Source organism: Lactobacillus sp. PV034 (genome assembly GCF_014522305.1).
GTDB lineage: Bacteria > Bacillota > Bacilli > Lactobacillales > Lactobacillaceae > Lactobacillus.
In genome coordinates, this window is record NZ_CP041982.1 from 813,096 (window position 1) to 825,497 (window position 12,402).

The window sequence follows — 12,402 nt, forward strand, 5'->3', positions numbered from 1 at the left end:
TTTATTTAAACTTCATAATAATTGTCTAGTGCATTAATAATTGTTTCTTTAAGTCCTTTAAAGCTAGTTGACTTCATATCTTTTTGCAATTCATTAAATACTTTATACGGCACTTCTAACTCGCCAATATTTAAATTAATATTCTTGGGATGTTTAGTGAATTCAACATAAACTTTAGCTTCAATAGCAGAAACATAAGTTACTTTGTAACTATCAATTTTAAAAGCGTAACCTTCACCTAAGTAATCTTCTACCCTATTCTCAATTAATCCAAGTTGTGGATCTTTAAAATTAACCGTAAAACTCATATTACCTTTCATTTATCTTCCTCTATTCTATAAAGTAATTTTTTTCGTCCGCCTTTATGTCTGCTTGGGGTTGCGTAACATCTTAATGTAGTTTTCTTAATTTTGTATTTTTCAGATAAATAATCTATTGTACCCAAATCAATAAATTTGTCGCCATTATACATTGCATACTCAATCATTGCTATTTTTCCTTTTCAGGTTCATCTAACAATTCAGTTTGAACACTGGTTAAATCAACAACTAAATCATTTTCTGCAATTTTACTCAATTGGTTTAAATCAATTTGTTGTGCGTCAGCAGTTAAATTAATAGTTACTAATGAGCCTTTAACTTTAAAGTTTTCAATATCTGAATTAAAAGTAACTTTTCTACCTGTTAATTGTTTATTCATTGTTATTTACCTCGTTTTTATTTATTTAAATTATCTATTGTTTGTTTTAGTGCTTTAACGCAATCAAATACGTTTAAATGCTCCATTCCCCAGTGCATAGTATCGAAACCTGCATATAAATCGTTATCAGATACAACTTGCAATTGATCTAGAAATGTCATTCCTCCTGGGAATGGGTCAAATGCTGATAGAAATTGTGAATCATTAGCCATAATTGGATATTTAGCATTATCTTCTGACAATAATTGAACATAGCCAGTAAACCAGCCCCTCATATTATCTGAAGGGTAGAATTTTTTAATTAATATATTTCTTCCCCTATATTTTTCCCAAAATACAATCCGTATTTCATCCATCACATCGTGCTCACTTTCCAGATAAATAGAGCTAAGACCGATAGTGCTATTACTGCACAACCGAAATTAACTAAATCGAATTTATTCATCGGTATCCTCTCCGAATTTACGTCCACACATCGGACAGTATTTAATTTCTGCCGTTACATCTTCAAAAGTTTCAATCCAATAGGTTCCATTGTCTGTATCATAAACAATTGCAGATTCACCATAGCGGTCTTCCCACTTTTTACCTCTTAACCATGTTTCTTCTGGTTCATCAGCTTTATTAAACGTGCAATACTCGCATTTAGTTTTCATAAACAGGCATATCCTTTCCACTCTAGAAATATAATTTGCTGCATGTTTAATATCAATAACTTTATGATTCTTGATAAAATCGTTAATTTCTTCGTTAATATTCTCGAAATCATTCTCAAAAATTTTCACTTTCATTTTTCTACTCCTAAATTTAACTAGACCAATTTTGTTTACCACTTTTTAGGTGTTATATTAAACCAATCTTCAATAAAAATTTGAATTTGCTCATCTGAATAGCCTGCTTCTTCGGCAATTTCAATAACTTCTTCTTTGCTATATGCACCTTGTAAATATTCCACGCTTACACCAAAGAATTTTGCTAATTTATTCCATGTTTCATTAGTTGGGGTGTTTAAACCTTTTTCCCATCTAGAAAAAGTGGCATAAGTTGGAGCCTTTTTTGAGTGAGTACCATTAGTGAACGTAAATTTATTAAATTCGTGAGCTAGCTCTTTTTGAGAAAGTCCTTTTTTCTTTCTTAATTGCTTAATTCTATTCATAATTCGTCCGCTAAATGTAACAGTAAAAATCCGCTTGCTGTCACGCTTTTTATCCTTACTCTATCAAGAGGTTTGCCTGTGTTGTGAACAGTAGAACAGTAAAATCGGGGTCGCCTTTATATAGGCACGCTTACTACTATATATACTTATATATAAATATTTTATTAATAAATATATATATTACTGTCACTAGTACTTAGTAACACTGGCATATCAACATTTGTCGTGTTGACAGTTAGTGTTTATTTACTGTTACTTAACTGTCACTTTTCTTTAAAAAACCTCTTACAACTTTTCCTTCAACCCTTTTTCTTGCTCCGACATCGTAACCAAGATGCTCCATGTAATATCTAATGCTTCGTGCATCTTTACTATTTCTACCAAGAGCATCTTTATCAGAAAATAATGAGAATGCTAATTCTTGATTAGTAATAAATTCAGTATCTTTATATTTATTTTCAAGAATCGACATTAGTTCTTCTTCAAGACCAGTAGTATAGATAAATTGCGTCTTATTATCTTCTAATAATTGTTCTTGATGTTCAGTTAATAGGAATGGATCTTGAGCAATCTTGTATAAATGAACTGCTTCACCCCAAAGCTTCTTTACATACTCATCTGTTAAATCTGAAACTGGACTTTTTTCCTGCTTTTTAGGATTAACATAAATTGAAATAAATCTTCTATCTCCAGAGCGATCTTTCAAGTGCCTAACTTCATTAGTGGTACGGGCAATAACAAAGCTTTTTGCAAATCTAACTGTTTTTCTTGCGTAACTTTTACGATATTCAAAAGTCTGCATAGTGATGAATTTTTTCAATTCTTCTGGTGATGCGGCATTTGATGCAGTCATTTCATCATCATTGACAATCAAAGCATTCTTCATGACTTCAAAATCATCTTTTTGCTTGAAGGTATTAAACTGGTCGGTATATAACCCGAGTGGTGCTATTTTCTGTAATAATGATGTTTTACCAGTCCCTTGGCCACCTACTAAATCCAAAACATAATCAAATTTAGTTGTAGGATCATATACCTTAGCTACAGCGCCCATGAACCATAATCTTGTAATTAAAGCCGTGGTTTCATTCTTTTCTGCACCTAAATAGGTTGGGAAAAAATTATCTAATCTGTGTTTTTCATCCCAATGCTTACAAGCATCATCCATATAATCAACTACAGGATTGTATGAGTTCATATAAGCAACATTAGTAATCCCTTGGTCAATCACCGAATTTTTAAAAGTTGCACCAACATAAGTAGGATTAGATTCAATATATAGTTCAATTGAATTAATCACTTGATCTGTATATTGACCTTTTGAAATCTCAATGGTCCCCAGGGATGTTTCTAACTTAACGTCTTTAACCACATCGACTTCTTGGGTAAATTCATTAAACTTAAATAATCCAACTAGCTTAGGATCGTTCTGTAAAATCAAAACTACATTTTTGACTGAAGTCGTTTTTAGTCCACCATCTCTAGTCAATTCGAAAGGCGAGCGTTTATTTTCATTATTTCTGACTACATCAGCAGCTTCTTTATTAATTTTTATGACTTTCTTTTTATCATCCGCCACTTCTACGTCTTGCCTCCTTTTCGATCATGGAATTTACAGTTCGTTCAAGTTCGTTCATTGGTAGTGGGTCTGGGGTATTTTCATTAGCAATCACTGCTAATTTTGCTGCAACTTCTGGATCAACATTGCGTAATAATAAACCGCCCATAAAACTAGCCAAACTATCATTTCTTTGCCCAGTGTCACCAAATCCCTCAATAATAGTTTCAAACAAACCTGTCGTTTTTGTCTTTTTGTTCATCCCAACATAAAGTTGAGCAACTTTAGTTTTAGGGATTTTATCAGCTTTTTCTTTTAAAAGATCTAATAATCCTTGAGGAGCTGGTTTCATTGGAGCTTGATTAAGCCACTTATATTGCTTATCTCCTAATGCACTTGGAGCAACAACCACGTAATTATTTACGTGTGCCTTCAAATCAACACCTGGTAAGAATCCAATGTTTTGAGTTATTTCGCCATTAGCTGGTTTTTGAAAATAAAAATGATAACCATCGTGCGCGGTTTTTTCGGTCAACGTGTCTTTAAACCATTCATCATGATTTATTTTTTTTATTGACTCTAGCCCATCGACATCCCCGTGACGGTCGACATCAACCACGAAGAATTTATCAGTTTTTAAAGCGATATTTGCTAAAGGGTGTGTTTGCCAAATTTTCCTAATTTCATCAGGTGTAAGAGCTGGCTTACCAGCAAACTTAATTAAAGGCTTTTTGCCGGCTCCAATTGGAATTACTGAAAATCCTTTTTCTGCATAATCAACCGCATAATTAACTAAGTTTTGTAGCATACCTTACCCTCGCATAATTTAAAATGGTAAATCATCATCAGTGACTGTTACGCCAGTGGCTTTAGCTGCATTTGGATCAATGGCTTTAGGCTGCTCCACTTCATCAAATTCTAAATTTCTGTAAGGTCTATCAGGGTCTTTTTTATTTTCAGTGGTTTTAATAGTTAACTTAAGCAATTTACCTTTGTAAGGCTGGAAGGCATCTTGTAATTTTTCATAGTCTTCTGATTCGGTTTCTTGTAAAAAACATTCGTCCGGAACAGGATCAAGACCAACCATTGCTCCCAATCTTTGAATTTGCTTGATATTTCTGGTTAACACACCGGCTGGCATTTTTTTACCTTTAGAAGTGGTTTCCGCAAGTGTAGGTGTAAAGAATTCTTGTCTTCCAGCTTCATCCCCAGTCGCTACTTCTAGACTAAATCTAATAAAGTCTGTTTGACTGTTCGGCCATACTCCGTGAGTTGCCCCGCTTAAGGAAACGATATATTCACCATCTGGAATTCGCTCAAATCCAGAACCTGGCTTGTCCTTCTTAGGGTCGTAATTTTCTTTTTTAATTTGATTAAGTGCATCTGCTAAACTCATTATTTATCACCTTTCTTTAACTTTTCCATTTGGTCTTTTGTAAACATACCTTGGCAACTTTCAAGTAATTGCAACACTCTTTTATCAGTGATGTTTTCAGGATCGTATTTTGTTCTTACAGCTTTAACTTCACGCATGTAAGTAATATTTTGTCCTTGACCAATCTTTGAAGTTCTGATTACTAGATCACAGTTACCATTTACGATGTTGTAGTACTTATCCTTAAGGGATTGCTTGAAAGTAGTCCTATTTGTGTCTTCATCAGTAATACTAATTTCACGGCTAATATAAATTACATTCATTGGTAAAGCTTTTAAGTCCATGACAAATTGTTGTAATGCTGCATTAAACATTGCATAACCTTTACCATAGGCAATATCAGCTAATGATTGAACGCCATTTTCTAAACAAATAGCTTGTTCGATCATGACGCAAATATCATCAATAACATCAACTACTACAGTTTTAAATTGTTGGTCTTCACTACCTTTTTGGTTTTGCAAAGCCACAATAATATCATCTAATTGTTGGATTGCCGAATGGGTTAATTTACCGTTTTGGTCACGTTCGTTTCTAATTTGAATTGATGGTGCTTGCCCTTGTTCGCTATTACCATCGGTATTCAAAATTAGTGGGTTTGGGAAGTAACTAGCAAAATATGATTTCCCTGACATTGTTTCTCCCCAAATAAAGAAGTTATGTGGTTGTGATTTTGGTTTTAATGTTTCTACCTTTGGTAATGTAATCATGATTATTTAAATATTCCTTTCTTTTTAGCCATGATATAAACCCATCCTGGTTTAAATCCATGTAACTTTTGATAAGCTTTCAATTCTGCATAAGACTTAAGTTCACTAACACTTTTATTCATAACGTTAGTCATAACCGTATCGTGAATAGCGTCCTCAATGATCTTTTTACGTTCTTTACCTCTTTCAATTAAATCAACATCGGCTATTTTTTTAGCTTTATCAGGTACTTTAATTGGATTGCCACAAATTGGACATTTACCGTCTTTTACCTGTGAAGCTTTAACTACCGCAAAGCAATAATCGCAAGTAGCAATCGCAAAAGTTGGTTCGCTTTCTTTAACCTTTTTACTTTTAGAACCAGTTATCATTGCCGACTTCCAGTCTCTTTCATCGTCTGGATAACCAAACTTTTTAAAATTATTAGCATGGTCAATGATAATCGCTGTTTTATCAGGTCTAGGATTTAAACAACGCATTGAGAATTGTAAATATAATGCTAGTGAGGCTGTCGGTCGTGCCATTATGACGCAATCAACGTTAGGTAAATCTACACCTTCAGTAAATAGGTTCACGTTAACTAAGATTTTTAATTTCTGATCTCTAAATTTTTGAACTATTTTTTCACGTTTATCTTTAGGCGTAGTTCCATCTACTTCGCTTGCTGATATTCCTGCCTCATTAAATTCAGCCGTAATTTTTAAAGCTGCATCAATTGAGTGGGCATAAACTACTGCTTGTTTATCATTAGCAATTCTTTTATATTGCTTAACAATGTGACCAAACAATTTATTACTTAAAGCTTTATCCATAGAATCTTTTGTATAGTCACCGGTAGATGATTTTTTTAACTGCTTAACGTCAAAATCATTAGGTGGTTGAAAATATCTAAATGGTGCTAAAAAGCCTTTTTCAGTTAATTCTTGGATTGATTGACCAACGATAATATCATCGGCTATTAAATCTAATTGCTGCCGCCCTGTTCTAATAGGTGTTGCTGTAAATAGCAAAATAAACGCATTCGGAAACTGCTTTAAAATTCTCTGGTAACTTTTAGCCAAAGCATGGTGTGCCTCGTCTATTAGAATTAATTGCGGCTCTGATAATTTGTCAACTTTACGAGTTAATGTTTGAACCATACCTGCAGTTAGTAGCTCAGGAACTACATTCTGTTCTTTAAATGTTCTAACCGCTTGATCTAGAACTTCTTTACGATGAATTAGAAATAAAACTCGATTAGTTTTAAGCGTGGTTCTTCGTGCAATTTCTGCCATTACTACTGTTTTTCCAGTACGAGGCGGCGACTGTACGACAATTGATTTATGACCTTTTTTCATTGAATTAGTGATTTTAGTGATTAAGTCTTGTTGATAAGGTCTTAGTTCATACATCTCTTAGACCACCTCCCATTTAAATCCTTTAACCATTACTTACGTTTTAATTCATTCAAAATATATACTTGCTGTTTGTTTGATCTATCACTATATTTTTTGAATTCTGTTTTCATAAAACTCATAAAATCATCAATCTTTTTATTTAATAATTCGATTTCTTTTCCTTGAGATTTGATTTTTTCTAATATCAATTCAAAAGAATAATCATTGTGTGATTCAACATTGTTGTTAATTGAAATAGATTGCTTACTTGAATTATGATTAATGTTTAATTCCTTATGGGTTTCAATCATTTTGTCGGTTGGAAAGTAATCAATCATATAAGATTCTGAACAATGGAAATACTCTGCAAGCTGCTTTCTCTTTTCTTTGCTAATAAGACAACGGTAAGTTAAATACTCTCGCAGAGTATCTTTTCCCCAATTTAAATCCTCACTCACTTTGGTTGGAGTTAAATTTAATACTTCTAAATAATGATTAACTTTTTTGTGTTTAAGTAAGTTTTGTTTGATGCTACTGAATATTCAGATCTTGGTTTACTCATTACTTTTTTACCTCTTCCTTTAGTGCTAATTTATAAACTTCATGAATCGCATCATCATAAGTTGTTCTTACAATGTTTTGTAGTTGGTCTTCCAGGGTTCCATTTGAAAAACCTTTAAGTTCTGGTTTGTTTTTCTTTAACCAATTAATGGCTTTCTGATAAGTTCCTTGCTTTAAAGCTTCTCTCACTAAATTCTTAGTCCAGTCATTAAAAGCAAGTTTTGATTCTTCATAATACTTTCGATAAGCTTCAATCATAATTTTTCACTCTTATAGATGTCATTTAATATATCGTCTATCCATTTATCAGGTGGCATTTCATTAGTATTTTCTAGTAGCTCTACTATTAGTTCGTTTTCATCTACGTCTAATTCTTCCGCAAATTTTTCTGGTCCTAATTTTTCTAAACGTGATTTTAGAAATTCGACACCATTGTCGAAATCTGCTTCAGTGATTTCTGATGAAATAAACCAAGGTCGGTTATCTGCGTAAGCGACTAAACAGCCAGAACCTTTAAGACGTTTCATTTTGTCTGCTATGTAATATGGATCATTAATCATTTACAATTTCCTCGCCTTCTACATAACTAATTTCATCTAGTTGACCTGAATTAATCTTGTCAATAATTGGAATGCTGTCGAACCCGTAAATAGGATTATGTGGTTTAGCATTGATTCCTTTGCCGTAGCCTAAAGCAGTCATTATTACGTTTGGAAAAGATCTTTTATTAAAAACTTTCATCATTACTCTCCTAAATCCAACTAAACAATAAGTAACCAAAGTACATTGTTAGAAACACACCAATACCGATAATTTCCATACAAAACGCTTTTTCTAGTTTGCCCATTTCCAATTAATTTCCTTTCTGTGGTTCTCCATCCATTCAGCAGCAGGGTATTCAAAGATAGTTATCTTTCTACCTCTACCAGGGTGGATATCATCAACCCAATCAGGCTTAAATTTATAAAAGATTTCTTGCTTTACCCATGCTTTACTTCGACCGCCGCAATACTTTTTTCTAAATTCATCAAGACTGATTGTTTGTCCCATGAGGGTATGTCTTGGGACTAAATCAAGCTTGATTACTGCTTTTTGTATTGCTTCATCTAATTCATCGGGTGGAATTACAACTTGCATTGCTATTATTCCTTTCTATTTTTTTATAGAACCCTCTAGCTTTCATTAATTTTTTTGGCTGAGTAATTGGTTTAAAAGTACTTGATCTGCTAAATCAAGTGCTTTTTTTTATTTCAAAATAATCAGCATTTTCATTTTCTAGAGAGTGAATAATCGCATTGGCTAAATTTCTTGTTTTAGAATCTGAACTCATAACAGGTTCTACTACTCTTAATTGATATCTCTTCATTTACCTTTCCTTTCTAGATTTTGAAATCTTGAATGACCTTTAAAATGAATTTATTAGCAGTACTACCAGTTCTTTTCCCGCTTAAATACATGCTTACTTCCGATTTGGTCATTCCATACATTTTTGCTAGATCAGATGGTTTAATGTTATTTTCTTTTAAATAATCATTTACTAGGTCTAATCCAGGTTTTGTAGTTGGCATTGTTAACCCTCCCTTTTATCAAAATTAACTAAAAAGTTAACAATCTTGTTGACAATTTGACCCAATAGGATAAAATGAGAGTGTAATAAATAAGCGAAACAAACAAGCCCCTACTTGGTTTTTGATTCTCGCTATTATATTATTTTGTGAACATTTTTGTTAACGAATTAGCTTACAAAAATATATTAACCCTATTGGATAAAATATGCAACATTTTTTATCCAATTTAGCTAATTTTATTTTTGCATGCTCTAGAAAGCATTGATATGAATACATTTGATAGAATTAAAAAATTAGCGAAAAAGAATGGAATGAGTCTTCAAATAGTTGCTGAAAAGTCCGGCATTGGAATTAATACTATCTATAAATGGAAAAATTATGATCCTAAAGGAACGGATTTAGCTAAAGTGGCTAAACAATTACATACAACCACTGATTATCTTTTGTGTAATACTGATGATCCGAAAATCCCTGATAGTACTACTAATGATGGGTTATCTTGGTCGGACCTTGGTATGCCATACGGTGGCTCTATTCCTGATGATTTAAAAGGCTACTATAAAGTTATGGCTGAACAATATGTAAAAGAGCATCCCGATTTATTTAAGGGAGATGAGTAGTAATGTACGATGATATAATTGCGTACGAATTAAATTTTGCATTAGATCATGGTATTGGTTGCCTTATGGATAAAAATTTACCATCTGATGCTCCTAGCGTTGGATATGCCGGTAAATTCCCTATGGTGCATATAAATACTAATTGGCATGAGAAAGATGAACTACCGTTTATTATTGCCCATGAGATTGGTCATGTTTTACTAGAAAATGGTATATATTATCATTTGGCATTTTTAGGTAAGCAACGGGGTGAAGCAACTGCTAACGCTTTTGCAATTCAACTATTATTAAGATATTGCCAAGATAACGATTTATATTTTGATACTTACTATAATTTTGCGGAATGCTTTAAAATTCCAAAAAATCAATATTATTTATTTGAAAGCATTGCATAGTCCACACCGTCAATGACTATAAACTTAAGGCAATATAGGAGGCTTATATGAAAAAGAGATATGTATTAGGTGCTACTGCACTTGTATTATTAGGTTTAGGTACTAGTGCTTGTTCAAGTGATGGTTCAAGCGGCAGTGATAATTCACACTCAAAGACTGCTTCTACCCCTAAATACAACACCTTCAAAGGTAAGACTTTTACCACAAAAGATGGTGTATTAAAGATTGATAAAGTAATTAATGTTAAAGTTCATGATCCAAACTTACCTGATTCAGATTCAAACTATAACGTTGTTATGATTACTGCTTCATTCAAAAACACTTCAAAGAAATCAGTAAGTCCAAACGATTTCTTCAGAGAAAATATTAAGTTGGAGCAAAAACTATCTAATAGTACTCACGAATTAAATACTATTGGTGGTTCATACGATGAAGGCTTATTTGGCAAGTATGCTGATTTAATCAAAGCCAATGATAATAAAGTTGATCCTGGTAAAACTGTTCAAGTAGCATTCGACTTTGACCTTGATTCTAAGAATGGAGACAAGTTAGTCGACAAATATATTTTCCAACCTGTAGATGGTTTAGGTAATGAAAATGGTAAAGCGTTAACCATGACGGCCACTAGTGAAAGTCTAATTGCTACGGATGAAACAAATACTGATGATTCATCTACTGACACTGATACCAGTTCTGATAATGACACTGACACTAATTCGGATTCTGATTCATCTAATGATACAGACACTGATAACAACTCTGATTCAAATTCAGATAGCGATAAAGAAAATAATCAGTCGGACAGTAACACTGCAGATACTAATGACAATAGCGATACAGATACTGATGATTAATTAATTGCAAACAAAAAAGCCCCACACGGGCTAGGTGTAGAGCTTAGGCAATATTTAATATTTAAATGTTATCAAAATATAAGAGATGGGCATTTACTCGATGCCTATTTCTTATACCCTATTTTAGCAAAAATGGAGGTATTTTTAAATGGCATCTGTTTATAAACGTGGTAAAACATGGACAGTCAGGTTTACTAAGAGAGAAAATGTCTATGATCCTGAATTACAAAAACGTGTTTCAAAATTAAAGCAGAAATCAAAGGGTGGTTTCAAAACAAAGGCAGAGGCTACTCAATACGGGATTAAACTTGAAGCTGAATCTATTTCAGGAGTAGATGTTACTAAGAATCCAATCTTTGCTGATTATTATAAAAATTGGATTGATGCGTTTAGATTACCTGGTGCTCGTCCTGCTACTGAAAGAAGATATCAAGTATATGTAAAACATATTAGAGATTATTTTTCTGATGAAAAAATAAAATCTATTACCAATATTGAATATCAGAGAATAATAAATAATTTCGGGCAAAAACATGCTCCTGAATCAGTTAGAAAATTAAATGGTTCTATTAGAGCTTGTGTTAAATATGCAATAAATGAAGGAGTACTGAATAAAGACTTTACTGCCAATATTAAAGTTACTGGTAATGAAAAGAAAAAGCGAAAGGTTAGCTATTTAAATGCCAATGAAATAGAAAAAGTTCTTAAAGAATGTGAAAGCAATTTACAGTCCAAGTATACCAGTCGCTACATTATTTTAACTGCATTTTTAACTGGTGCTAGAATTGGCGAAATTACCGCTTTGCACTGGGAAGATATTAATTTTAAAAATAAAACAATTGATATTAATAAAGCACTTGATCAGGCTACCCACGAATTAGGTCCTACTAAAAATAAATCCTCTGTTAGAAAAATAAGTGTAAATGACAAGTTACTAGACTACTTAAAACAACTTAAAGAAAACAATGAAGATTATGTGTTTGGTTTAAAAGCTACTCACATGCCACCTACAAACAATGCAATTAACAATACACTTAGAAGCCTTTTAAAGAAAACTGGTATTAACAAACCTTCTTATCATATTCATAGTATTAGACACACCCACGTAGGCTATTTAATTTATAAAGGTGTAGATATTTATGCAATAAGTAAAAGATTAGGACACTCAAATTTAACAGTTACTTTAGATACCTACGCTAATTTACTTGACGAATATAAAGACAAGGAAAATAAAAAGATAGTTGGTTTACTTGGACAATTATTTTAAATTTGTGCATCATTTGTGCATCACTTATAAAATTTATATGTTTTCTTAATTTCTAAAATACCGTTAAATCAACATTCTTTATTCTTAATTTCTTATAATTTCTTATAATTATGACCCCCGTGAGATTCGAACTCACCTCTACGGTTTAGGAGACCATTATTCTATCCAGATGAACTAGGAGGTCAAACTAGTTTTACTTTATC

22 protein-coding genes and 1 tRNA gene are annotated in these 12,402 nt (G+C 32.6%); 4 read left to right on the forward strand and 19 right to left on the reverse strand.

Annotated elements, in window-relative coordinates:
- Positions 1-5: 5 nt before the first annotated feature.
- The 18 genes from FP432_RS04175 to FP432_RS04260 all read right to left on the reverse strand — a co-directional run bounded on the left by FP432_RS04175 (position 6) and on the right by FP432_RS04260 (position 9,063).
- Entirely contained in the window at positions 6-320 is a 315-nt protein-coding gene (locus FP432_RS04175; RefSeq protein WP_265488073.1) for a hypothetical protein, read from the reverse strand.
- Complete coding sequence (locus FP432_RS04180; protein ID WP_265488074.1) at positions 317-487, reverse strand: hypothetical protein; 171 nt, start codon at positions 485-487, stop codon at positions 317-319. The genes FP432_RS04175 and FP432_RS04180 overlap by 4 nt, the downstream gene beginning before the upstream one ends.
- Before the next feature lie 2 nt (positions 488-489).
- A complete protein-coding gene (locus FP432_RS04185) occupies positions 490-699 on the reverse strand; it encodes a hypothetical protein (protein ID WP_265488075.1) in 210 nt (69 codons plus the stop codon).
- A 17-nt stretch (positions 700-716) separates the two neighbouring features.
- Positions 717-1,055 carry a hypothetical protein gene (locus FP432_RS04190; protein WP_265488076.1) on the reverse strand — a complete coding sequence of 113 codons (339 nt, stop codon included), beginning with the start codon at positions 1,053-1,055 and terminating at the stop codon, positions 717-719.
- An 81-nt stretch (positions 1,056-1,136) separates the two neighbouring features.
- Complete coding sequence (locus tag FP432_RS04195) at positions 1,137-1,490, reverse strand: hypothetical protein (RefSeq protein WP_265488077.1); 354 nt, start codon at positions 1,488-1,490, stop codon at positions 1,137-1,139.
- 35 nt (positions 1,491-1,525) lie between these two features.
- Positions 1,526-1,855: a helix-turn-helix transcriptional regulator gene (locus tag FP432_RS04200; RefSeq protein WP_265488078.1), complete on the reverse strand. Its 330-nt coding sequence runs from the start codon at positions 1,853-1,855 to the stop codon at positions 1,526-1,528.
- Positions 1,856-2,111: 256 nt separating this feature from the next.
- Positions 2,112-3,434, reverse strand: coding sequence for a VapE domain-containing protein (locus FP432_RS04205; protein ID WP_265488079.1), 1,323 nt, complete (start codon positions 3,432-3,434; stop codon positions 2,112-2,114).
- Entirely contained in the window at positions 3,424-4,221 is a 798-nt protein-coding gene (locus FP432_RS04210; RefSeq protein ID WP_265488080.1) for a bifunctional DNA primase/polymerase, read from the reverse strand. The genes FP432_RS04205 and FP432_RS04210 overlap by 11 nt, the downstream gene beginning before the upstream one ends.
- A gap of 18 nt (positions 4,222-4,239) precedes the next feature.
- The gene (locus tag FP432_RS04215; protein WP_265488081.1) at positions 4,240-4,809 is read right to left on the reverse strand and encodes a single-stranded DNA-binding protein; all 570 of its coding nucleotides are present in this window, start codon (positions 4,807-4,809) and stop codon (positions 4,240-4,242) included.
- Positions 4,809-5,558: an ATP-binding protein gene (locus FP432_RS04220; protein ID WP_265488082.1), complete on the reverse strand. Its 750-nt coding sequence runs from the start codon at positions 5,556-5,558 to the stop codon at positions 4,809-4,811. The genes FP432_RS04215 and FP432_RS04220 overlap by 1 nt, the downstream gene beginning before the upstream one ends.
- A 2-nt stretch (positions 5,559-5,560) precedes the next feature.
- Positions 5,561-6,949 carry a DEAD/DEAH box helicase gene (locus FP432_RS04225; protein ID WP_265488083.1) on the reverse strand — a complete coding sequence of 463 codons (1,389 nt, stop codon included), beginning with the start codon at positions 6,947-6,949 and terminating at the stop codon, positions 5,561-5,563.
- Positions 6,950-6,984: 35 nt separating this feature from the next.
- Positions 6,985-7,392, reverse strand: a complete 408-nt coding sequence (locus FP432_RS04230) for a hypothetical protein (protein WP_265488084.1) — start codon at positions 7,390-7,392, stop codon at positions 6,985-6,987.
- A 103-nt stretch (positions 7,393-7,495) separates the two neighbouring features.
- A complete protein-coding gene (locus FP432_RS04235) occupies positions 7,496-7,753 on the reverse strand; it encodes a hypothetical protein (protein ID WP_265488085.1) in 258 nt (85 codons plus the stop codon).
- Positions 7,750-8,055: a hypothetical protein gene (locus FP432_RS04240; RefSeq protein ID WP_265488086.1), complete on the reverse strand. Its 306-nt coding sequence runs from the start codon at positions 8,053-8,055 to the stop codon at positions 7,750-7,752. Before FP432_RS04240 ends, FP432_RS04235 begins: the two co-directional genes overlap by 4 nt.
- Entirely contained in the window at positions 8,048-8,236 is a 189-nt protein-coding gene (locus tag FP432_RS04245; RefSeq protein ID WP_265488087.1) for a hypothetical protein, read from the reverse strand. The genes FP432_RS04240 and FP432_RS04245 overlap by 8 nt, the downstream gene beginning before the upstream one ends.
- A gap of 93 nt (positions 8,237-8,329) precedes the next feature.
- Entirely contained in the window at positions 8,330-8,632 is a 303-nt protein-coding gene (locus FP432_RS04250; RefSeq protein ID WP_265488088.1) for a hypothetical protein, read from the reverse strand.
- Between the two features lie 94 nt (positions 8,633-8,726).
- Entirely contained in the window at positions 8,727-8,861 is a 135-nt protein-coding gene (locus tag FP432_RS04255; protein WP_265488089.1) for a hypothetical protein, read from the reverse strand.
- A gap of 13 nt (positions 8,862-8,874) precedes the next feature.
- Positions 8,875-9,063, reverse strand: a complete 189-nt coding sequence (locus FP432_RS04260) for a helix-turn-helix domain-containing protein (protein ID WP_265488091.1) — start codon at positions 9,061-9,063, stop codon at positions 8,875-8,877.
- 266 nt (positions 9,064-9,329) lie between these two features.
- Here FP432_RS04260 and FP432_RS04265 point away from each other — a divergent pair, with 266 nt between their 5' ends.
- The 4 genes from FP432_RS04265 to FP432_RS04280 all read left to right on the forward strand — a co-directional run bounded on the left by FP432_RS04265 (position 9,330) and on the right by FP432_RS04280 (position 12,199).
- Complete coding sequence (locus FP432_RS04265; protein ID WP_265488092.1) at positions 9,330-9,683, forward strand: helix-turn-helix domain-containing protein; 354 nt, start codon at positions 9,330-9,332, stop codon at positions 9,681-9,683.
- Positions 9,684-9,685: 2 nt separating this feature from the next.
- Positions 9,686-10,078, forward strand: coding sequence for an ImmA/IrrE family metallo-endopeptidase (locus FP432_RS04270; protein ID WP_265488094.1), 393 nt, complete (start codon positions 9,686-9,688; stop codon positions 10,076-10,078).
- A gap of 47 nt (positions 10,079-10,125) precedes the next feature.
- Positions 10,126-10,932 carry a DUF5067 domain-containing protein gene (locus FP432_RS04275; protein ID WP_265488095.1) on the forward strand — a complete coding sequence of 269 codons (807 nt, stop codon included), beginning with the start codon at positions 10,126-10,128 and terminating at the stop codon, positions 10,930-10,932.
- A gap of 148 nt (positions 10,933-11,080) precedes the next feature.
- On the forward strand, positions 11,081-12,199 hold the full coding sequence (locus tag FP432_RS04280) for a tyrosine-type recombinase/integrase (protein WP_265488096.1): 1,119 nt from the start codon (positions 11,081-11,083) through the stop codon (positions 12,197-12,199).
- Positions 12,200-12,310: 111 nt separating this feature from the next.
- Here FP432_RS04280 and FP432_RS04285 read toward each other — a convergent pair.
- Positions 12,311-12,383: transfer RNA gene (locus FP432_RS04285), tRNA-Arg, on the reverse strand.
- Between the last annotated feature and the right edge of the window lie 19 nt (positions 12,384-12,402).